This is a genomic window from Desulfatiglans sp. (genome assembly GCA_012513605.1).
Taxonomy (GTDB): domain Bacteria; phylum Desulfobacterota; class DSM-4660; order Desulfatiglandales; family HGW-15; genus JAAZBV01.
On sequence record JAAZBV010000049.1, the window covers coordinates 1 to 23,273 of the forward strand.

The 23,273-nt window shown below is 44.0% G+C and carries 14 protein-coding genes; 3 read left to right on the forward strand and 11 right to left on the reverse strand.

Going from position 1 to position 23,273, the window contains the following annotated elements; all coding sequences use genetic code 11:
- Nucleotides 1–337: 337 nt before the first annotated feature.
- The 8 genes from GX654_06410 to GX654_06445 all read right to left on the reverse strand — a co-directional run bounded on the left by GX654_06410 (nucleotide 338) and on the right by GX654_06445 (nucleotide 10,415).
- The gene (locus GX654_06410; GenBank protein ID NLD36483.1) at nucleotides 338–592 is read right to left on the reverse strand and encodes a hypothetical protein; all 255 of its coding nucleotides are present in this window, start codon (nucleotides 590–592) and stop codon (nucleotides 338–340) included.
- A 455-nt stretch (nucleotides 593–1,047) separates the two neighbouring features.
- Nucleotides 1,048–2,394 carry a phosphomannomutase/phosphoglucomutase gene (locus tag GX654_06415; GenBank protein ID NLD36484.1) on the reverse strand — a complete coding sequence of 449 codons (1,347 nt, stop codon included), beginning with the start codon at nucleotides 2,392–2,394 and terminating at the stop codon, nucleotides 1,048–1,050.
- Nucleotides 2,391–3,467, reverse strand: a complete 1,077-nt coding sequence (locus GX654_06420) for a nucleotidyl transferase (GenBank protein NLD36485.1) — start codon at nucleotides 3,465–3,467, stop codon at nucleotides 2,391–2,393. Before GX654_06420 ends, GX654_06415 begins: the two co-directional genes overlap by 4 nt.
- Before the next feature lie 9 nt (nucleotides 3,468–3,476).
- Nucleotides 3,477–5,411: an LPS-assembly protein LptD gene (locus tag GX654_06425; protein NLD36486.1), complete on the reverse strand. Its 1,935-nt coding sequence runs from the start codon at nucleotides 5,409–5,411 to the stop codon at nucleotides 3,477–3,479.
- A gap of 277 nt (nucleotides 5,412–5,688) precedes the next feature.
- Entirely contained in the window at nucleotides 5,689–6,972 is a 1,284-nt protein-coding gene (locus tag GX654_06430) for a bifunctional folylpolyglutamate synthase/dihydrofolate synthase (protein NLD36487.1), read from the reverse strand.
- 119 nt (nucleotides 6,973–7,091) lie between these two features.
- Entirely contained in the window at nucleotides 7,092–9,281 is a 2,190-nt protein-coding gene (locus GX654_06435) for an ATP-dependent helicase (protein NLD36488.1), read from the reverse strand.
- Between the two features lie 38 nt (nucleotides 9,282–9,319).
- Nucleotides 9,320–10,159 carry a hypothetical protein gene (locus GX654_06440; protein NLD36489.1) on the reverse strand — a complete coding sequence of 280 codons (840 nt, stop codon included), beginning with the start codon at nucleotides 10,157–10,159 and terminating at the stop codon, nucleotides 9,320–9,322.
- A complete protein-coding gene (locus GX654_06445) occupies nucleotides 10,149–10,415 on the reverse strand; it encodes a hypothetical protein (GenBank protein ID NLD36490.1) in 267 nt (88 codons plus the stop codon). Before GX654_06445 ends, GX654_06440 begins: the two co-directional genes overlap by 11 nt.
- A 96-nt stretch (nucleotides 10,416–10,511) precedes the next feature.
- Here GX654_06445 and cobC point away from each other — a divergent pair, with 96 nt between their 5' ends.
- The 3 genes from cobC to GX654_06460 all read left to right on the forward strand — a co-directional run bounded on the left by cobC (nucleotide 10,512) and on the right by GX654_06460 (nucleotide 14,176).
- A complete protein-coding gene (cobC, locus tag GX654_06450; GenBank protein NLD36491.1) occupies nucleotides 10,512–11,111 on the forward strand; it encodes an alpha-ribazole phosphatase in 600 nt (199 codons plus the stop codon).
- Between the two features lie 79 nt (nucleotides 11,112–11,190).
- The gene (locus GX654_06455; protein NLD36492.1) at nucleotides 11,191–11,865 is read left to right on the forward strand and encodes a Crp/Fnr family transcriptional regulator; all 675 of its coding nucleotides are present in this window, start codon (nucleotides 11,191–11,193) and stop codon (nucleotides 11,863–11,865) included.
- A gap of 292 nt (nucleotides 11,866–12,157) precedes the next feature.
- Nucleotides 12,158–14,176 carry a HAMP domain-containing protein gene (locus GX654_06460; protein NLD36493.1) on the forward strand — a complete coding sequence of 673 codons (2,019 nt, stop codon included), beginning with the start codon at nucleotides 12,158–12,160 and terminating at the stop codon, nucleotides 14,174–14,176.
- A 407-nt stretch (nucleotides 14,177–14,583) separates the two neighbouring features.
- Here the strand turns inward: GX654_06460 and GX654_06465 are convergent, their stop codons facing one another.
- The 3 genes from GX654_06465 to GX654_06475 all read right to left on the reverse strand — a co-directional run bounded on the left by GX654_06465 (nucleotide 14,584) and on the right by GX654_06475 (nucleotide 22,823).
- Complete coding sequence (locus GX654_06465; protein ID NLD36494.1) at nucleotides 14,584–15,369, reverse strand: hypothetical protein; 786 nt, start codon at nucleotides 15,367–15,369, stop codon at nucleotides 14,584–14,586.
- 337 nt (nucleotides 15,370–15,706) lie between these two features.
- Nucleotides 15,707–18,916 (reverse strand): TonB-dependent receptor, encoded by a 3,210-nt coding sequence (locus tag GX654_06470; GenBank protein ID NLD36495.1) that lies wholly within the window; start codon nucleotides 18,914–18,916, stop codon nucleotides 15,707–15,709.
- A gap of 712 nt (nucleotides 18,917–19,628) precedes the next feature.
- A complete protein-coding gene (locus tag GX654_06475) occupies nucleotides 19,629–22,823 on the reverse strand; it encodes a TonB-dependent receptor (GenBank protein NLD36496.1) in 3,195 nt (1,064 codons plus the stop codon).
- Between the last annotated feature and the right edge of the window lie 450 nt (nucleotides 22,824–23,273).

Here is a 23,273-nt window from a genome sequence, read left to right on the forward strand (position 1 = left end):
CACATTTCATACAGGCCCCCATGTCATCCGAGAGATTTCAGGCCAATGTGGTGGCAGCAATGCAGAAAAAGCGGATTCTGGGTGTTACGAACAGGTACGTTGTAATAGCAAAACACAGGCTGTAGGCAGGAACTCAGGCTTTAGCTTTTTAGTCTGTAGGCTATTAGGAAAGCAGAAGCCCAAAACAGATCAGGGCAGAGAAAATAATGAAACTACTTTTAAAAAGAAGATGGCTCAACTTAAAAACAAGAGACAGTGTCACGTATTTCTCATCACTTTAATCAACAAAGTAGGGTTTACACGATGAGGGATATTCTAAAGCATCAGATGGAAATTATCACATTGGCACAATGGCAGTCTTGACCCCTGACCTTAATTCAACATATGGTTTTAACCTTTTTGCCAAACCTATCAATTCTTCATAGGTGATTTTGCCGATCTCTGCATCTGTAAAGTCCCATAATGCAGGGATAGTTGTAAGGTTAAGTGTAGCATTTATCAGATGCACAGCAATGTCTTCTGATGAAATATTTCCTGACACACTATTAATTAAGATACCATTCTTATCTTTTACAGTTTGAATCTTTTTCATGTTCTTACCCAACATATTTTACACACTACCTATTTATCGGCATTCTGACAAAATAAATAAACTTTTTATTTGTACTAATCCCATGAAAACTTGGAAGGCTATTAAAGCCAAAAGCCCTCAACCGCCTTGTTATTTTTGCTGCTCAAAGGGCATATAACTAATGTAAAATCTATTTCCTGCTATGCCGTGGTAACAAAAAAGTAACGCAGCCACGAAAGTCCGGATCTTTAGCAATTTGCGTTTGTTGTGCCTTTGGGAAAAGTGTTTTTAGGATTGTGCTTTCCCCTGTCTGGCGAAGACCCCATAGAAAGTAGAACTCACCAAAACTTAAGACCATATTTCGCATTCTTTCACACCTGCAAATTTAAACTTGTGATTTAAATTTGCATGTAATTTTAAAGGATAATTTTTGATATGCATATATTTTATGATACGAGACACAAGATATTACAATTCTAAAGCACCCTTTCAAGTTTTTTCATAAACAGGGATTTTATCTCTTCGAGTCGCTTTGCATCTGTGGCCTCAAACCTGAGCACAAGCACAGGCTGTGTATTGGATGACCTTACAAGGCCCCAGCCGCCATCAAAGAGAACCCTTGCCCCATCAACATCAATCACCTCATATTCCCTCTTAAACTCCTCAACCAGCTTTTTAACCACACCGAACTTTTTATCATCAGGGCAGTCCATTCGGATTTCAGGCGTATTTACCATGGTGGGGATACCGGAAAGCAGATCCCTCACGCTCTTTTCTTCTGTTGTGAGTATCTCAAGGAGCCTTGCCCCTGAATATATGGCATCATCAAAACCAAAATATCTGTCTGCAAAAAAGAGGTGGCCGCTCATCTCGCCCGCAAAAAGCGCCCCTGTCTCCTTCATCTTGCTCTTAATCAGGGAGTGGCCGGCCTTCCACATGATTGGTTGCCCGCCCTGTTTTTTAATGTCATCATAGAGCACCTGTGAGCATTTGACCTCGCCAATAATAGCTGCGCCAGGGTTCTTTTTAAGGATCGCCCTTGAAAAGATGATCATAAGCTGATCACCCCATATGATGTTGCCCTCTTTATCTATTACACCGATCCTGTCAGCGTCACCATCAAAGGAGATGCCCAGGTCAGCATCCTTTTCATCAACAAGCCTCTTAAGTTCAAGAAGGTTTTCCGGTATTGTTGGGTCAGGGTGATGGTTGGGGAATGTGCCATCCGGTTCGCAGTAGAGTGTCTCCACATCCACACCCATTGCCCTGTAAACCTGGGGCGCAACAAGACCACCCACACCGTTTCCCGCATCAATTATTACACGCCTCTTGATAGTGCCAGGATGAATGTTTGTCTTAAGATACTCCAGATAGGGTTTGATTACATCCTTCTCAGTAAGAGAGCCCTCCCCCTTTAAAAATTGGCCTTTTTCTGCAATTTCACGGAGCCTCTGTATCTCCTCTCCATAGATGGTTGCCTTGCCAAGGCATACCTTGAACCCGTTGTACTCAGGGGGATTATGGCTCCCCGTAATCATGACGGCCCCATCCAGTTTCAATTCATGGATGGAAAAGTATAAAAGGGGTGTAGGCACCATGCCAAGATATATGACATGCATGCCTGTCTCAAGAAGCCCCTTTATAAGGGCATCCTTTAACTCAGGATAACTTTCACGGCAGTCATGGCCAACCGATATTTTTGTTGCACCGTGCTGTTTATAGTATATGCCGAATGTCCTCCCTAGCTCATATACTGTTTGACTATTCAGCTCTTCCGGAAATCTTCCCCTGATATCATATTCCCTGAATATTGCCGGGTTCATAGCAGTTCCTCCCTTTTTCTGTTTTTCAGTTCATCAACTATTTTTTTAATATCCTGTGACCTTTTCATATCCGCCACAAGAAGGGCATCATCCCTATCCACAACAATAAGATTATTAACCCCCAGACAGGCAACAAGCCTTTTTCCAGATGAAGAGATAAAACTCCCCTCACAGTCAATAAGCAGGGTATCGCCAACTGTGAGATTTTTATTTTTATCATATTCATCAGACCTGAGCTCATACAGAGATTCCCATGACCCCACATCGCTCCACCCGCATTCGCACGGCACTACATAGAGATCGGCTCTTGTCTTTTCCATGACCCCATAGTCAAAGGATTCAGATTTTATTTCCGAATAAACCTCAAGAAACTTTTTATCAAACTCAGGTGACCCAAAATATGGCTCAAGCTTTAATAAGCTGTTATAGGTTTCAGGGAGACATGACTTCATCTCATTCAGTATTGTCTCAGGGGTAGCCACAAATATGCCCGCATTCCAGTAGTAGTCGCCACTGTTCAGATACTCCATTGCCTTTTTAAGATCAGGCTTTTCAACAAACCTCTTAACATTGTATATGCCAGCCTCACCTGTTTCACCATCTTTGCCTGACTTTTGGATATACCCGTAACCAGTCTCTGGACGTGACGGCACTATCCCAAGGGTTGCAATACCACCTGATTCACATGCCCTTGCTGCAAGCTTGATAGCATCTGTGAATGCCTTTGGATTGCCTATAAAATGGTCAGCAGGGAGAAAGGCCATTGGCCCCCTGCACCCGAGATAACGCGCATAAAGGGCACCAAGGCCAATACATGGCGCAGTATTCCTGCCCACAGGCTCAGCGAGGATATTGATATCTCTACCGGTGAAAAGCCTTTGTGTCTCTTCACGATGGCTCTCCCCAAGTATGATCATCATCTCGTTATCTTTGGAAATAGAAAGCAGCCTGTTGCAGGTCTCAACAACCATAGGCCCTTTACCGGTTATATCCAAAAGCTGCTTTGGCCTGTCTTTTCTACTGAAAGGCCAGAACCTTGTCCCCGAACCGCCTGCCATTATTACTGAAAACATAATTATCCTCTAATCGTTAAATCCAAACAACCTGAAACCCAGCATTACCCTTGATTCCTCATCATGCCGCTGCATACCAAGCCTTATACCCCAGCACTTTGAGCTATAATCAAGCCAATAGCTCTGTTCTACATTATAGTTTTCTTTAATGTCACGCCTGAGGTTACTTCCCACACTAAACCCCTTTGCAAGGTTTATGCTGACATAATAGCCTAACCCCTTGTTCCCTGTGTCACTGTAAACATAGTCAAGCCTGTAGATGTCCTTAAGCCTGTTCGCCCTTTCTATATCAAGCTTGATGGCTATATCCGCATATGTAAAATCATCCCTGTAATGATCCCACTCTGTCTCTGTATTCATGCTGATCATCGAGTCTGGCATGATCCTGAGCTCTGCCCTGAGTGGTTCAAATGGTTTCTCCTTTTCTCCTAAGTTTAAATCTCTCCTTGATTCATCAATGTCATAACCCTGGATAATACTGAATGTGGCCAGTTGTGAATATGTAATGTTACCCTTTTCATCCACATTTTTTGCGTCAAGGAAGTTATCTATTGAGAGGTATACCCTGTTTGCGCTCCCATCCGCATCCATTGACTCAAACCATGGGCTAAAACTCTCTTCATCCCTGTGGCTCCTGTATTCATAGGTAAGCCCCGGCACAATCTTATGCTTGATCCTCTTAATGCTATCTGAATCCACATCAAAGACCCTCTCAAGAAGTGTTGAGAGGGTTGCGCTGCCATAGTACATGTCACGGGAGAGATTGTCTGTACTGCTTACGCTGCCATTATCAAACCGGTGCATATCACGTGTGTATCCGGCAGCAGTATCAAACCGCATATATTTCCCGGCCCATACAGGATAGATTACATTAGGTGAGATAGAGAGGCTGTGACCCTTTACACCGAAATCGCGCCATATATAGTCATAATCGGTTTGAAAAGATAATGCAAAGGGCAGGTCATGGATAAACTGCGGAAGCAGATTGTAATAAAGCCCTGCCAGGGGCTCAGGTGTGGTGTCATTTATGAACCCTTCAGGCCTCTGGTAAAATGAGGATGCGGCCTGCAAGCTGTGATTCTCTCCATCCCTTTCAAGTCTCAATCTTGATGTCCTGAATGGGGAGGTCATCTCTTCAAGTGGGCGGCTGAATTCCGCCTCATAATCCGGGCGTGTATTGAATCCGGTCAGGTCTGACTTAAACTCCCTCAGATAATCCTGGTCACTCACAACATCCGCATCAAGGCGGGCAGAGATCCCCACTGGCAACTCCTGATCCACTCTTCCGCGAAACCAGTAACGGCCTTTGTTTGTCCGCTGATAAGGGCTCAATTCAAGCTGATCAGGGTCATTCATATCCTTTTCATCTATCCGGTCTGAGAGGATATCAAAATTAAAAGAGCCTTTAGAGTCCGGCCCCGTGACATAGCGTAATTCAAGCCCCTGCATCAAGCCCCTCTCTGTCATATATCTTTCATAAAAGGTCATATCAGCGCTGTCTGAAATGGCCCAGAATATTGGCGCCTCAAACTCCAGGCCGTTACGGCTGGAATAACCTGCCTGTGGCAGGAGAATGCCAGAGGCCCTCTTTGTCTTTGCCGGGAAAAGCAGGTAGGGCACATAGGCAACCGGTATATCCTTTACCCTGAATGCTGCATTGCGGAGCCGGCCATAACCTTCTACTGTCAAGTTTATTTCAGAGCCCGTGATACTCCAATCAGGTTTATCACCGTCACATGTGGTGAGTTTAAAATCCTTTATAAGATAGCTGTCGTCCCCGAATTTTTCTATCCTGTCACCGCTGAAGTAAAAATTAAATTCCTCTATAAAGAGGCTCGCATCATTGATAACACCGGTCTTATCCAGATAATTGAATGTACCGCTCTCGCCAGTAAGGGTATCTTCCCCTGTCTTAAGCAGGATACCGTCTGAAGCTAAAGCCATGCTGGTCTCCAGATTATACTCGGCATTCTCAGCCGATAATGTATAAGCTCCTGAGCTAAAGACCACCTCTCCAGTAAATATAAATAAATCTTCCTTTGGCATGTATTTGTAGCTGATTGACTCAACGGAGACATCTGCCTTCGGGTCTATAACAAACCGTTCCCTTAAGCTATCCTGGGCATTGAGTGCACCACTGATGAAAACAAGGATAAAGATGATGGATATTTTATTTAATATAGAAATGGCTCTGCTCCATGTTCAATATCAGGATTACTTTTTACACCGGGTCGGGTCTGTATCTTACAGGGTCAATCACTGTGAGCGCCTCGCCTACTGTAAAGAGTGACCCTGTTATAAGGATCATGTCATCAGGGTGCGCCATTCCTTTTGCCTTTGCTATAGCCACCGGTAACCCATCTATTATTTCTACCTTTTTGCTGTAGGCAGAAACAACACTGTACAATTCATCAGGTTTTGCGGAACGATAGTATTCAGGGGCAGAGCAAATGATATGGTCGGATAATGGCGCTATCTCCTTTACTATGGTGTCAATATCCTTGTCCTTCATGATACCCAGAACAAGGATAAGCCTTTTAAATGTAAAATCCTTTTTAATGGCCTCGGCAAGCACCTTTGCTGCGCCAGGGTTATGGGCGCCGTCTACAACCACTAGTGGTCTTTCAGAGAGCGCCTGCACCCTGCCCAGCCATGAAGTCTCCTCAATACCTTTTTTTATCGTATCCTCATCCAGCCTCACACCCTTTTTTTCAAGCAGTTCAAGTATACCAAGTGAAAGGGTCGCATTCCTGTGCTGAAAAGGCCCTTTAAGTGTAAGATTGATATCCCTTATATTCCTCTTAAGCCCGTAATAATTAAATTTTCTTCCAACGCTGCGGAACCTGACATCACGCCCTACCTCAAAGTATGGGGCGCCCCGCTCCTCACTAATTTTCCTGAAGACCTCTTTAACCACCGGCTGTGTGGCGGCAGTGATGATATTAATCCCCTTTTTTATGATACCGGCCTTTTCACCTGCTATCTCTTTAAGGGTGTTACCCAGGAATGACTGGTGTTCAAGCGAGATATTTGTAATGGCTGAGACAAGGGGTTTAATAATATTGGTTGCATCGAGCCTTCCGCCCATGCCCACCTCCATGATAGCAAAATCAACCTTTTCACGCGCAAAGCAGGCAAGCGCCATAGCGGTAGCAAACTCAAAATAGGTGGGTGGTTCAGTCGGGTCGATTACACCTTTTATCTCCTCAGTAAGTTCAGCAACCTGCTTCTTCGTTATCTCTTTGCGGTTGATCCTGAAACGCTCTGTAAAGCTAACCAGATGGGGCGATGAATAGAAACCGACCCTGTAACCGGCCCTTATAAGCACAGACTCCACCATTGCAGATACAGAGCCCTTGCCATTTGTCCCTGCGATATGAATATACTTCTGGCCCTTGTGGGGATAACCCATCTTCTTAAGTATGTTTGATGTCTTTGAAAGCCCGAATTTTACCCCGTACTTCTGAAGACCGTATAGATACTCCAATGCCTGTTTGTATGTCATTTTATAAACCTTTAATAAAAGGGTTCGAGGGGCCAAGGGTTCAAGGGGTCGAGTGTCTATAACCTTACATACTGATTCCGGCCTTAAACCGCACACCTAAAACCGTAAACCGGTTTTTTTCATATCCTCGTTAATATCGTATGCTCCAGGTGCAAGAGCTTTCGCCCTACATCACTAAAGAGCACCTCAACCTTGTTTGTGTCCACAAATTTTGCGATTACACCCTTTCCAAATGCAGGGTGTTTCACCCTGTCACCGGGTCTTAAGCCCCCCGTCCCCGGGCCTGCTACATTTGCCTTTACAGGATCAGACTTTGTATATCTCTTTTCACCACTTCCATTCCATATACCACTGAATGAGGGCCATGAATTACCCTTTGACCTGTGAGAAAAAATGCCATCAGGTATCTCCCTTATAAAGGTGGATAGCCCCATCCTTATGCCTGTTTCAGCAAGCTGCCAGGGGGGAAGCGACTCTGCCCCCGGATAACACATGATAAGCCTGTCCTTTGCCCTGGTTGTGGCAACATACATCAAACGACGCTCTTCTTCAATGGATTCTTCATTACAGTGCGCCCTGGCTGATGGGAAGTACCCATCCATTACCCATATGATAAACACGATCGGCCATTCAAGCCCTTTGGCAGAGTGTACAGTAGAGAGGGTAACAATATCATCCTCATTACCCGATGCATCAGGGGCTATATCCGCACTGCTTGAAGGCGGGTCAAGCACAAGTTCATCAAGAAAGGAGCTCAAGCTTTTAAACCGCTCTGCCATGACCATAAGCTGTTCAAGGTCTTTTTCGCGCTTGGGATAATTGTCATAATTTTCCCTTAAAATCGGGTCATAATATGCATAGGCAAGCTCTACTGCCTTTAAAGGTTTTATATCCTTTTCAGATAACCTTTTAAGCAGCCCCGCAAGGGCCTTTAACCCCTCATCCTTTTTACCCATGCCGGGCCACTTTTCAAGATCAATGGATTCAGCAGGCTGGCTCTTTAGCCACTCTATAATGGTCTGGCTCTTTTTCTGCCCTATGTTTTTTACAAGCCTCAGTATCCTGCCCCAACTGATAATGTCATTCTTATTGGTTATCACCCTGAGGTGGGTCAGTAGATCCTTTATATGGGATGATTCCAGGAATTTGAATCCGCCATATTTCACATAGGGTATACCCTCACGTGCCAGTTCAAGCTCAAGCTCAAAGGAGTGATGTGCTGCCCTGAAAAGCACTGCCATATCCTTATAGCCGTAACCCTGTGATCGGAACGACTTAATAGCAGAGGCAATATACATAGCCTGTTCAGGGTCAGACTTTACATCTATCACCTCCGGTTTTTCTCCCCCTTCTCTCTGTGTGAACAGGCATTTGGTGAACTTTTCTGTGGCCCTGTCCATAATGGCATTTGTGAGCTTCAGGATAGGCTGGGTTGATCTGTAGTTCTGCTCCAGCTTTATGGTTTTTGCCTGAGGGAAGATCTTCTGGAACTCGAACATGTTCTTATAATTAGCGCCCCTGAAAGAATAAATGGCCTGCGAGTCATCACCCACCACCATGACATTCTGGTGCGTTTCTCCCAGCCACTTTACAATATCGGCCTGTATACCGTTTGTATCCTGGTACTCATCAACCATTATATGACTGTATCTCCTGGCCAGGAGCCCCCTTACTGTTTCATTTTCTGCGAGCAGCCGCCTGAACAGAAGCAGGAGGTCATCATAGTCCATCATCTGATTTGCTTTTTTATATTTGCCGTAATGCTCCCCTATGGTGGTGATAACATGGGCATGTTCCAGGAACTGGCTGTATTCATCAGTCATGAGCCATTCAACAGGCCTTTCAAGGTTAGCGGCCTTGCTTATGATAGAGGCAATGGTGCCCTTTTTGGGGAACCTTGCGACATTTTCGTCTGTGTGTATCTCATTGACAAGCTCCCTCACAATCTCTTCCATGTCCTGCCTGTCAAGGATGGTAAAGGATGAATCAAACCCAAGCAGATGTGCATTGCTCCGAAGCACCCTGTGGGCAAGGGAATGAAATGTGCCGCCAGCAACATTCCTGCACCTTTCATCAGCAAGGTGTGCTGCCCTTTCAAGCATCTCGCCTGATGCCTTGCGGGTAAAGGTTAATAAAAGGATATTCTCCGGTGGTATGCCTGACTCAACAAGCCTTGCAACACGGTATACCAGTGTGCGCGTCTTCCCGCTCCCTGCCCCTGCTATAACCTGCACAGGGCCGTCAAGGGTCATGACTGCCTCAAGCTGAGCCGGATTAAGTACATCTTTATATCTGATACTGTTTTCCAATGACTTTTGTTCCCCTTAACAAATAAAGATGTCAAGCTTCAGATCATTTTACTTGCGAGATAAAGAATTGTGTATATAGCAATCATTATTAAAAAAACAGGCAACAACAGAGAGAATACTGCTTTTCCATTACTTGTTTCATGAACCTCTCTAATTCCGGTCACAATAATTGTCAGACTCCAGACAAAGGCTATAATGTCTCCAATATATGGTAGAACACAGAGAATCGATACCGCTTTTGAATAGAGAATTACCTTTAAAGTGCCTTCAAACCCCCTTGAGACGCCACCAATCATGAAAAGGATCACATGAACAACAGCACTTACGAACAAGGCTTGAATAAACACAAAAAATGGAGACCATATGATCAGCCTAAGAAAAGTATCGTTGATAGCGGTTAAATCAGGAAATAAATTTATTATATTAGAATCGCCATTAGATAGAAAAAAAAATATCCAAAAGACCTGGAACATAAGTCCAATAGAACCTGTGAGTATACCAAAAATCAGGGCTTCTTTAAGAGATGTCTCCTTTACACCCCTGAAAAACTCTGTGGGACTAAGCAGCACCCCTGAAAATACCCGCAAAAGATCTCCAAAGTAGCCACGTTCTTCCCCGATTGGAGAGGCATGTTCATCAACCGGTTCAGCCGTTACATCCGTTACCTTATCCACATCTGGTAATGGCGGGGGCGTTTCCTGCTGTACAGGCGCCTCTGGCAGCTTCTCCATTGAAACAGGTTCCTCTTCAGGTATTACAGGTATCTCAAAGGTCTTGCTGCACCTCGGGCATTTGGCATGTTTAATACCGGCAGGAATATTTTCACTTGGTATCTGTTTTGAAAAATTGCAGTTAGGGCATGTAATATTAATTATCATTTCTCCTCTTTTCATTTGAAAGACGGCCTAGTTCCTTTTTCTGGGACCACCTTTTTATCCTGTCAATAATACCGGTTACCGGTATTCTTCTCAGATTCTCGCTTCTCATCTCAAGGCCATCCTTTGTGCCTATTGCTGTTTTCAGGCACTGGAGCCGCTCAGGGCAATCAAAGCAGCCCGGAGGTGTTGCCCTGAGCCCCTCCCTGCCAAAAGGGAATACCTTATCTAAAATACCGTAACAGGCCTTTCTTTCCATAGTTTTAATAACCTCTGTGCCTTATACAATATTGGAGATAATAGTTAAAGGGTAAACTCATTGACTTAATACCCATTAATCAATATATATGAACACATGGAAAGGCATACAAGATTATACCTAGCACGGCACGGCCAGATAATAGGTTTTGAGAGGATGACCGCAAACGGCCATACTGATGTGGACATCAATGAAACAGGGGTTGTCCAGATGAACTCCCTTGCAGAAAGATTGCGCCTTGTTGAAATAAACGCCATTTATGCCACAGGGTTAAAAAGGACTGAAAAGGGGGCAAGGATAATCGGGCAATATCATAGCGTGCCAATCAAAACAAAACCCGATCTAAAGGAGATATTTTTCGGTGACTGGGAAGGCATGCCCCTTGAGGAGATAGAGAGGATATACCCCGGTGAACTTGATAAAAGATATGCGGATATTGCCGGTTACGGGCCCCCCAATGGCGAAAACATGGGAGATGTATCAAAAAGAGTGCTCGGTTGCCTGAAGGAGATACTAAAAGAAGAGGAAGGTAAAAACATACTTATTATTGCACACGGCGGGGTGAACAGGCTTATCCTCTGCGATGCCCTGGGCTTGCCGGTAAAGAGCCTCTTTAATATACAGCAGGACTATGGCTGCCTTAATATAATAGATTATTATCCTGAAAACAGGCTCGTGAGGCTTATGAACGGGTGAGGGGGGAGGAGGAAGGCTGAGGTATGAAACCTGAAACCTGAAACCTGAAGGCTGAAAGGTGAAAGCTCAAAGCAGAAATATGATAGACAGAATCTCAACTATATCCCTTTTTAACGGGCTCCCGGATGATCATCTGGAATCTTTATCCATGATTACAAAGGAGAATATCTATAAAAAGGGAGAAAACATCTTTACTGAAAATGAACAGGCAACCGGGTTATATGCTGTAGGATCAGGCAGGGTTAAGATATACAAGCTTTCACCTGATGGCAGGGAGCAGATCCTCCACATATTCGGGCCGGGTGAGGTATTTGGTGAGGTGCCAGTGTTTTCCGGTAAGAGATTTCCTGCGAGCGCTGACGCAATGGATGAAAGCAGGGTCCTTTTTTTCCAAAGGGAGGCGCTCATAAGCCTTATACAAAAAAACCCTCTGATTGCAATGAACATGCTGGCGGTGCTTTCCATGCGACTCCGCCGCTTTACATCTATGATAGATGACCTATCTCTAAAGGAGGTGCCAGGCCGCCTTGCTAAACACCTGCTCTATATGAAGCAGGAGCATGGAAAAACTGAACTTGACCTTGGCATAACAAAGGGTCAGCTAGCGAGCCTGCTTGGCACCATACCGGAGACACTCTCCCGCATACTCACAAAGATGGTAGATCAGGGCCTTATAGAGATCGATGGCCGCAGGATCAGGATCATTGAGACAGAAGGGATAGAGGAGCTTGCAGAGGGAGTAAGAAAGCTATAATCCTCTATAAAGACCTTAAAGCATGTTGGTCTTTTATCAAAATGACAATATTTTGACATCTTTATTAAAGATTTATTAAGTTAAAACACTTTTATACCCCTATTCTCCCCGTATTCAGCCCTGATTGCTGCATTTACACCAGATATTCCAATCCATACTGATCTGGCATAAATATTGAATAATAGACTTTGTTAACTGTTTTGTTTTGATTCAGGGCTCTACCATTATTATGAAAATAGAGTTTTATTTCAGCCGGTTAGCTCATTTTTTAAGTATTTTGGGGGAGGAGTAATTGTTCTGGAAAAATATCAAGTTACGTAACAAGTTGTTTCTCGGGTTCAGCATAGTACTGGCACTTCTTTTAATCGTCGGCATCCTTGCCTATAACAGTATAGGCATTATCAAGCAGCAGTCACAGGATGTCATTCTTCACAACCAGACAGACTCCATCTTTGCACAGGGGGAGATTGAACTGCTTGACCTGATCAACAGCATAAATCTCTTATGGGTAGACCCGAACACAGCGAAGATAAAAATTGGCGGGGATAACCCCAATTCAACTCTTGCGAAATGGCTGAATGGTGATGAAAGAAAAAGGATAGAGGCCTCATACCCTGACCTGAAAGGAAGGATTACCGGGCTGGAAAAATCCTATTCAGAGTTATCTGCTTCCATTAAAGAGATAAACAGCATAATTGCAAAATCTCTCTCAAAGGAAGAGGGGCTTTCTGCTGCCAGGGATTATTATCTTAAAAATACAATGCCTGTATCTACGCGGGTTAAGGAGATAGTGCAAGCCATCCGGGGTTCATTAAGGCTCTCCTTGAGCGGTGAGGAGATGGTAAAAAGTGTCCAGAACACCCGCCGTATTGTGGCCTTTATATCTATACTTGCCATTGCAGTTGGCTTTTTACTATCTGTAATAACGGCTGCCACTATATCGAGGCCACTTTCAATGGCCACTAATTTTGCAGAACAGATTGCTAAAGGGGATTTTACAAAAAGGCTCCCCATAACACAGAAGGATGAAATCGGGCTTTTATCCAATGCGCTTAATGCCCTGGTTATAAGTATCGGGAAGATGTTCAGGGAGATCAATAATGGCTCAATTACCCTCAATGCATCATGTGAAAGGCTGAGCGCCATATCAGAACTTATGAAAACAGGGGCAGAACAGACATCCATAAGGGCAAATACCGTTGCTGCGGCAGGAGAGCTGATGAGCGGTAACATGAGCATGGTTACCACTGAGAGTGAACAGACTGCAAACAACGTCAATATGGTAGCCTCAGCCGCCGAAGAGATGAGCGCCACAATTAATGAGATTGCACATAATACTGAAAAGGCGCGCACCATAACCGATAACGCAGTTGCCCGGACAAGGGATACTTCAGAAAAGGTAGACAAGCTTGGCGAGGCAGCAGAGAGTATAAACAAGGTCACCGAAGCAATAAACGATATCTCGGATCAAACCAACCTTCTGGCCCTTAACGCCACCATTGAGGCGGCCAGGGCAGGTGAGGCAGGCAGGGGTTTTGCGGTTGTCGCAAATGAGATCAAGGAGCTTGCTAAACAGACAGCCCTTGCGACAAAAGAGATAAAGGAAAAGGTTGGAAGTATACAGGCATCCACAAAGGAGACAATAGGCAGGATAAAAGAGATATCTGATATTAATGCCGAGGTTAGTGAAATAGTAACAGCCATAGCAAATGCGGTTGAAGAGCAGTCTGTTACTACACAGGAGATCGCAAAAAATATTGCCCAGGCGTCAGATGGCATCAGAAATGTTAATGACAATGTGTCTCAGAGCTATATAGTGGCAAATGATATATCCGGAGAAATCGCAGGGGTTAACCAGTCAGCAGAGGAGATGAAGTCATCCAGTTCTCAGGTGAATATAAGCTCACTCGATCTCCAGAAGGTGGTGAAGAGACTTTCCGGTATTATGGCCAGGTTCAACCTGCAGCCTGCGCGGTTTGATATAGGCACAGTAAAGGTTGCACACCTTACCTGGAGGACAAAGTTTGAGGCCCTTCTTAAAGGCAAGGATACACTAACAGCAGAGGAGATCAGAAACCCCCACGCCTGTGAGTTTGGGAAATGGTACTTTGGAGCTGAAGGGCAGAAGTTAAAGGATATATCCCTGTTCAAAGAGCTGGGCGCCCATCATACCAGGATTCACAGCCTTGCAGATGAGCTTGTTGACCTGAATAAAAATGGTGATGACAAGCGGTTCAGGGAGGTCATGCTGGAATTTGAGGCAACACGGGGCAGGTTCTTTGAGACCATGAATGATCTTTATCTGGTATAAATAAAAAAACCAAGTAGAGACAAGGCATGCCTTGTCTCTACAATGGTAGTGAATTAACACCCAACTGATTTTTTTACAACCATATTGTAGCTTATCGTTCAACCTTCTCAACCCGCCATGATTCAGGAGGTAAAAAGAAACCGTTAGGCCAAATGGCTTACCTATCTTTTCAAGGGTATCAATGGTGGGGTTTCCCGCGCCATTTTCAAACTCCGATAATATTCTTGGGGATATTTTAGCCACCTTTTTTGCATAATCCGCCTGTGTCAAACCGATTATTTTACGCATTCTACTGGTGGCATCCCTGATGTCAATATTACCCATTGCAAGCCCTGAATAAAGCTCCTCTTTCATCATCCTTATTTCATGTTCACTGTATTGCTTCATTACTGTTTTCTCCGGTTGTTTCAGGACTGTCTGGTTTCCATAAGACCCATTGCAACATTCTCAATCCTGACAGAAAGCCTCTGGATAATATCATCATCTACAAGGCATGACCTCATGATTTCGGGCAGTCTCTTTACCTTATCTGCCTGACTATATAACCATGTCCTTGTTTCATCTGGATCCAAAACATAATCAAGTGTTTCACTTATATTTCCCCACCGGGGCTGATCTCCCTGCCTTTCATCCTCAAGCGAGCCTTCAGCATGAAACATCCCGTTGTGATCCTGAACCACAAGATATTTGGGCGCTTCGCCCTGTACGCTGGATGCACCGGCAACATGTGCGCCTCTTTCCTCAGCATACTCAAGAAAATTTTCACGCCGTTCAATAATATCACGGCGTGGAAACCCGATTTTAAAATGATCAGATGGAGGCGGCAACACAGCCTCGGCGATTCGCAGATTTCCTGGCGGGGCACCCGCACCATGAAGTAACAGATGCCAGTCAAATTGAGCGCTGTCTCTTTCTACCTGCAAACGTTTGAGCCAGGCGGCCCGCCCTGCTCCGCCTGGAAGCAGGTCAAGCAAGAATGGCGGCCATTGTTTAAACCGGAACAGCTCAAAACCCACAGGGAGCCCAGGCAGCAGTTCTGCATCCTGGTTGCCAAGGTTATCTATTGCGTATTCATGTTTGTACTCTAAAAGGCAGCCACCCTCGACACCCCTGTCAAGGGTAGTAGGGTTCGGTTCAAAAACCGCGGCGGTTTGCCATCGGTTATTTAAAAATATCTGGATATGACAATTCATATATCACTCAAATAGCATTTTAATAAAATTTTTATACTATTTTCACTTTAATGATTATAAATTTTAATTGAGAATAGTTATTGGCCTTATGCATAAGCGTAATTTTCCCTAAAAGAATTATAGCTATCTACCCTGTGCTGCTCTTATGTTTCATTTATTTATAGAAAAAATAATAATACGAGAAACCCTGTAGAAACAAGGTATGTCTCTACAATATTATTGAACAAATAAGGAAGATAGAAATTAAAAAACTGGCTGAAGAGGCATTCACCCCTTCAGCCAGTTTTGATTTAAGTTTATGGTCTTTCGATTAAAGCAAAAAGACTATATAACTTTGTTAGAAATATACCTTGGCGCCAACATAGAAACGACGCCCTAAAACATCATGGAGCTGGTTACTGAACATACCACCGGTAACGCCATCAGTAGCATTGGGATTCACATTATAAAGTTTTGGAGCCTTATTGAAGAGATTGTCAACTCCAAAACGAATCCGGAAATTGTCAGTTACCTGAAAATTACCCATGAGATCAAACATGTCGTATGAAGGTAACGGTGTATTAGCGCTGCCTAACGATCTTAGTCCATCAAGATGCTGCCATCTGAGGCTTGCTTCATACTTATCAAAAGCATAGGTGAATGTAGTCAAAAACTTCCATTCAAAACTGTTACCGTTAAGTCCGTTTCCGCTAGGACCAGTGGTGCCGACATAATCAATCATTGGGTTGGCGCCATAAAGCTCTGTTGAATCCATTTTAAGCATGTGGTTGATCAGAGAACTTACACTGACGTGGCCAGGACCTGCATCCATGCCCCAATTGATCTGCACGTCAATACCACTGGTTTCAAAGTAACCATTGTTCATGTAGGTTCGTGCAAGGTTAGCCAGAACACCACTATCAGGATTTCGGAGAACACCGGCACAGTTAGGATTCAAATAGTCCATCGTAGGGTTAAACTGCCTTGATGTACACTGCTGGAATACTACTTCACCTGTCTGCAGGCCTATAGCATCTTTAACCTTGATGCTATAGTAGTCAACAGAAATTCTCCAGTCCATGAGCGCTGGAATGGTTTCAATCCATGAGTCAAGCACAAAGCCAGCTGTCCAGGTATCCGCTGTTTCAGGGTCTAAACGTGGGTTACCCACATCCACTGGCCACAAGAAACCTAAACCACCATCAGGTTGTGCCTGAATATAAGTTTGACCAGTTGGATTAGCTGGAGTTATAGTCTCAGGGTCTATATCATTCATTGATGGAAGTACAGCACCGCCATTAGCATTAGCATAGTTAACTATATTTCTAAAATCAGTACTGTAATATTCCAAATCAGCGTCCGTGTTACCTGATGCCTCCATCAGGTTACCGCAGATATTAACTACATCCTGCCAGCCATCGTTTTCAGGGCTTGCTGTCCAGTTAACAGCACGGTTATCCATTGAACAGACATCACCATATTGATACATAGCAAAACTTGAAGTCCTGGCAAGATAGAGTTCGCCTACATTTGGAGCACGTTCAGCACGGTTATAACCACCGCGGAAACGGAGGAAACTGGTAGTGGCCCAATCTAGCTGTGCCTTGTATGTGTAGCTTTTACCGGTCGTATTATAATCTGAACTGCGTCCACCGAGGTTGAGATCAACCCTGTCCATGAAGGGGAGATCCTTAACAATCGGGACAAGAAGTTCTGCATAATACTCGTCAGCCTTAATTGTTCCTTCAGATTCACCGGCCGGATAGAGACCCAGGATCTGGTCGTTAAAAGACCTGCCCTGAGTATTAACATTATCACTTAAGAAATAATAATTATTCTCACGGAAGCTGGCGCCCACTGCTCCACGCATCTCACCACCAGGAAGATCCATGATACGTCCCTGAGAGTTTACCTCCCAGATGGTCTGCTCCACAAGCGATTTACTCTTAACTGCAGCTGCTATCGCCTCCCAGCAGTCCTGTGTAACGCTGGTCCAGTCAAAGGGGTTTAAACCGCTGGTGCAATATGCCTGTGCAGAACCAAAATTACCATACTCTTCATTACCGTTCCACTCTCCACCTCGTCCAAAATTAGGAGCAGATATAACTGACCTGAAACGTTCCAAAGAGAAAAAACCGGTCATATATGATGAGGTCTCTGCTTCACCATGAGATACAAAGGCTTCCCAGGTCCAGTCTATTGTGGGGATCTTACCTTCAAGGCCGGTAACCATATTAAAGGTTAACGTATCGGTATTACCGACACGTGGCACTGGAGGAACCCCCTGGATTTGAAATGTTGCATCCGCATTAGGCCTGCTGTCAAGAACAGCCAATACCTCAGTAGGAATGACTTCCCTGTTTATTGACGGATCAAGGTTGACAGACCAACCGCCGCTTATGGTTGAGCCTTCCTGAATGGTTTGCGCCCTGGTTCTAGCAAAATAGGCCTGGCCAAATACACCGACGTAGTCATTGATCTTATAGTTACCCTGTGTATAAAAATTATAACGCTCCATGGGATAGATCAAATATGCTTCAGTAAAATTTTGAGCAAGAGCTCCGGAGTTTGTTATTTTGATATTATACCCGTCAACTATACCAAGTGCCTGTGCTGCTGGAACACCCTGAACACCGTTTGGCCCGAAAAGACCGCTATAGCCACTGTATACCTCACCTGATTTTTGATCAACGAAGAGATTCAGGCTATAGGGTGAAGTGGTAAATCCTTGCCCTTCTGGAAGGCCCATTACATTATTCAATACATCAGGAGAAGCACCTTCAATGATAGCCGCTGTATCAAAAGCGAACAGAGCGCTGCCGCCTATTGCAGGATCGCGCCAGTTCTTTTTATACCAGGGGCGGTCGCCCTGCATAGCCTTTTTACGATCATTATAGGCAAAGGCCATCATGATATTGCCACGATCGTCAGCAATATTGGAGCCCATTATACCAGAAACAGTAAGTTCTTCATTATCCCCGTACTGTGATATACTGCCAAGGGCATCAACTTCAAATCCCTCGAAAGTGTCCTTCATAATGAAGTTGAGAACACCGGCCATGGCATCAGCGCCATATGTTGAAGATGCTCCACCAGTAATGGTCTCAACATATTCGATTGCAGCCGTTGGAATAGTGTTGATATCAAGTGCACCCGAAGCATTTGAAGGGGTACCGCGGCGTCCATTAATGAGTGTAAGAGTACGGTTGGTTCCTATACCACGCAATGCAATGGTTGCAGAACCCGGGGTATTTGTAGCAAAAGGTTGAATATCGCCTGTCACTGTTGGAACCTGAATTGTCGGTGTAAATTGAGGCAGCTTATTAAGTTGTGTCTCAATAGCTGCGGTTGTAGATTGATCAAAAAGTTTTTCGTCAACGGTTACGATCGGGCTTACAGAATCATTATTGTTACGTGCAATACGTGAACCTGTTACAATGATCGCTTCCAGAGAAAACTCCTCCTTTTCCTCCTGGCCTATTGCCGACCCGCATACCAATAGCGCAAAGGTACACAGAAAAAAGCAATACAAAAGCCAATTACTAAACAAATTTCTTTTTCCTCCCATAAAACCCTCCTGTAATAAAATTATTATAAAATTACTACTAACATTGGACTTCCGAAATAGAAATCCAAAATGAAAAACCAAATACTTATACAGCAGGGCGGGGCTTTACCCCGACCACAAAAAGTTTTATTCAAACTTTTACAAATTTATTCTTGAGATATTTATAGTTATGATTATTTATCAATATTTAAGCTATACCAGTTTAGTTAATGCAAAATTGCAAAACCTGCTTTCTATTAACTATTAAACCTGCGCTACAATAAATCAGATTCCCCGGCCTTTTTATGGAAAGGCACTTCTAATCCAGTAACTTCATACAAGCAATAAAACCAAGCAAAAATTACGATAAAAAACATTTAAAATGAGAATCATCCTGCTTTATTTCAGGATAAATTAGTCGCATCCTAAAATTATAGGAAATAAAAATCAAGAAAATTGTTTTAGTTTTGTGTTTGGAAGTAAAACTGCATTTTTTTAACAGCAGTTATAAAAGACTAATGGATTTAATAATATCTAGGAATATTAATGGGTTAACTTATATTTTTAGAAATTCAAAATCACTCCCGACTGTTTTTTTAAGGTGAAAAATATTTTAAAAAATACAGATTAACGACAATAAAAACAGCTATACAACCCGGTTGAAGAGGCTTTTGCCCCTTCAACCGGCATTTTTTCAGGTTATATTATTTAACTAAAAGACCTTACTCCCTGATTATAAGTACAGTTTAAAACCTAAATAGAAACGTCTGCCAAGCGCATCCTGAAGCGTGTTATTAAATGATCCACCGTACATGCCAGTTGTGGAATCATAGTTTATATTATATTTTTGCTGCGCTTTATCAAACAGATTCTCTATACCTCCGTTGATTGTGAAACCGCCAGAAAACCTATAGCTGCCAGTCAGGTCAAACATGTTATATGCCTTCAGAGGCGTATTTGTACCGGTTCTATTTTTGATTTTATCATAGTGGGACCATCTAAGAGAAACATACAAGTCCTTTATAGTATAATTAATTGTGGTAAACGCCTTATATTTAAAGGTGTTACCATTAAGCCCATTTCCGGACGGACCAAATGTACCCACATTTTCTACCAATGGGTTGGTGGGGAGCTCTGATGATTTCATATGTAAAACATAGTTAATAAGAGTAGAAACAGAGAGATGACCCGGTCCTGCATCCATACCCCAGTTGATCTGTGTGTCAATACCATCGGTTTTAATGTGGCCGTTATTAAAATATGTCCTGTTAACCACGCCGAGTGTACCGAACCTTGCGTCACGAACAACACCCTGACAGAATGGCGAATTAGGATCGAGCGTCGGGTTGAATTCAGTAGACATACACTGCTGCATCACAACGTCACCGGTCTGTAGACCGATCGCATCTTTAACCTCGATAGTGTAGTAGTCCATGGATATACGCCAGTCCATAAGGGCCGGAATATCATCAATAAATGAATCGAGCACAAACCCTGCTGTCCAGGTATCTGCTGTTTCTGATGTCAGATTTGGGTTACCTATGTCAATTGGCCATGCCCAGCTGAAGCCGCCGGCAGTCTGTTCATCATATTCTGCGTCTGGAACAATACCTCCATTGGAGACCAGCATTTGTGCGGTTGTAGCATTGGGATTAGCAGCAGTCCAGGCCTGTATCTGCGCTGCTGATACTCCATACATCTGCATGTTGGCATCGCCAGTGGGATTAGCCATATCATTTAATGTGGCGCACAGATTAAGAACATCCTGCCAGTTATTCGGGTTACTTGTCGAATTGGCTGTCCATGGAACTGTAGCGTTTCTCATAGAGCAGGTATCACCATTGTACATGGCGCCGAAGGATGAAGTACGCGCCAGATACAATTCACCAATGTTGGGTGCGCGCTCTGCACGGTTGTAACCGCCGCGGAAACGGAGGAAATCCGTTGTTCTGTAATCAGCCTGTGCCTTGTAGGTGTAACTCCCGCCTGTGGTGTTATAATCTGAATGACGGGCTCCAAGAGAAAGATCCAGATTTTTGATAAAAGGAATATCCTTAAGTATCGGAACAAGGAGTTCTGCGTATTCTTCCCTTACATTTATGTATCCATTGGACTCGCCAGCAGGATATAGACCCAGAACCTGATCATTTAAAGACTTCCCTTGAGTGTTTATATTATCGCTCTGGAATTCATATTCATTTTCCCGATAGCTAAAGCCCACAGCGCCCTTCATTTCACCAGCAGGCAGATCAACGATATGACCCTGAGTATTTAATTCAAATATGTCCTGAACCATTAGCTGTTTGCTTCTTACTGGGGCATCTACTGCCAGCCAGCAGTCATCTGTTGCACTTGCCCAGTCAAAGGGGTTTAAACCACCCGCACATGTGGCTGTTGCACCGCCGAATCCAAAATCCGGTGCGCCGCTATTGGCCTTCCATTCCCCACCCTTGCCGAATTCTGGCGACTGCATAACTGTTCTCATACGTTCCAGGGAGTAAAAACCTGTCATGTTTGCGTTAACTTCTGCTTCGCCATGTGAAAAAAAGGCCTCATAGGTCCAGGGTATTACAGGTAATTCGCCCCTGCCTCCGAAGGTCATATTATAGGTATTTGTGCTGGTAAATCCCTCTCTTCTTGCAGGCAGATTCGTAGTTAGGCTAAAAGGTGCGTCAGGATCAGGCCTGCTGTCTAACATTGCCAGAATATTTGCAGGGAGTGAATTTCTGTGGGTCGTTGGATCAATTTCAACGCTCCAGCCTGAAGTGATAGTCCCTGGCTGCTGGGTCGTATGTGACTTGGCCCTGCTGTAGTAAGCCTGCATAAAGGCGGTGAAATACTTATTTACCTCATAATCGCCCTGGGTATAAAAATTCCAGCGCTCCTGCGGGTACATAAGAAAAGCATCAATATCGTTCTGGGTGAAATAACCATTATTATTCATCTTGATTGCATAATTGTCTATAATACCTAAAGCCTGGGCAGAAGGTACACCTGCCATTCCGTTTCCGAAACCGGAAAAGACTCCTCCGCTTGACGGGTCATAATATACGGTCGTGCCGGCCGCACTAGTGAAATTAACGCCATTTCCCATTACATTATTAAGTACTGCTGTGGATGGCAAATTGGCATACCCGAGGCCAATACCCGGATAGGGATCCAGGAAAAATGCACCTCCGGATACTGATGGATCTTCCCACATCTTCTTGTACCAGTCACGGTCACGCTGGAGAGCGGGAAAACGTTCGACATAGTTAAAAGCCAGCATAATATTGCCTTTGTCATCTCCAATATTGGCCCCCATGATTCCTGAGACATCATATTGTTCGGCATCGGCCCTCTCAGTCATACTTACCTTGCCATTAAGTTCGAAGCCTTCAAATCGATCTTTCATGATGAAGTTGACAACACCGGCTACAGCATCAGCGCCATATGTAGATGAGGCACCGCCCGAAATCGTATCAACATACTCAATTGCCGCTGTAGGGATGGTAGTTGTGTCAATAACACCAAGGGCATTGGCTGGTGTGCCGCGGCGTCCATTGATAAGAGTCAGTGTACGGTTGGCTCCAATACCGCGCAACGCTATTGTTGACTGTCCTGGGGTGCTTGTTGCTGTTGGCTGGATATTTTGCCCTTCCACCTGCGGAACGTCCGCAGTCGGAGAAAACTGCGGCAGCTTATTGAGCTGTCCCTGAAGTGATGTTACTGCACTCTGGCTCAACAACCTATCATCAACTGTTACGATAGGGCTTACAGCCTCATTATTGGTACGTGCAATACGTGAACCTGTTACCACGATCTCTTCCAGAGAAAACTCTTCGGAATCCTCCTGACCTATTGCCGGCCCGCATACCAAAAGCATTGCGGCACTCAGGAAAAAGCAATACAAAAGCCAATTTCTAAATGAATACTTTCTTCCTCCCATAAAACCCTCCTGTAATAAAATAATTATAAAACAACTACCAACATTGCACTTCCAGAATAGAAGCCCAAAATGAAATATCGCTTCACCATAACAAAAGGGTATATAGCCCGATTGCTGTTGGCTCAGGATGCATAAGATATCATGCCCCGGTAATCCACATTCATTTTTAACACTCTACATTGAAACCCAGCTCTTTGATCACGGCCAACATAGCCCAGCTATAGTCAAAAGAGGGTTTGGCACCAGTTCTTTCAGTCATCAAGACAAATATTTTCCAAATACTGTCTCGCTGGATAGTATATCTCATACACAAGTGGCCTTGCCAAAGGGTGCACCTGCGTAAAAAACACTCTGATTTTTTAAAAACTAATTATTTTGTATATCGGTATACAAAACCACTTAACTCATGTCAATATTTTTTTAATTAAATAATCGCCTCAATAAAATTAT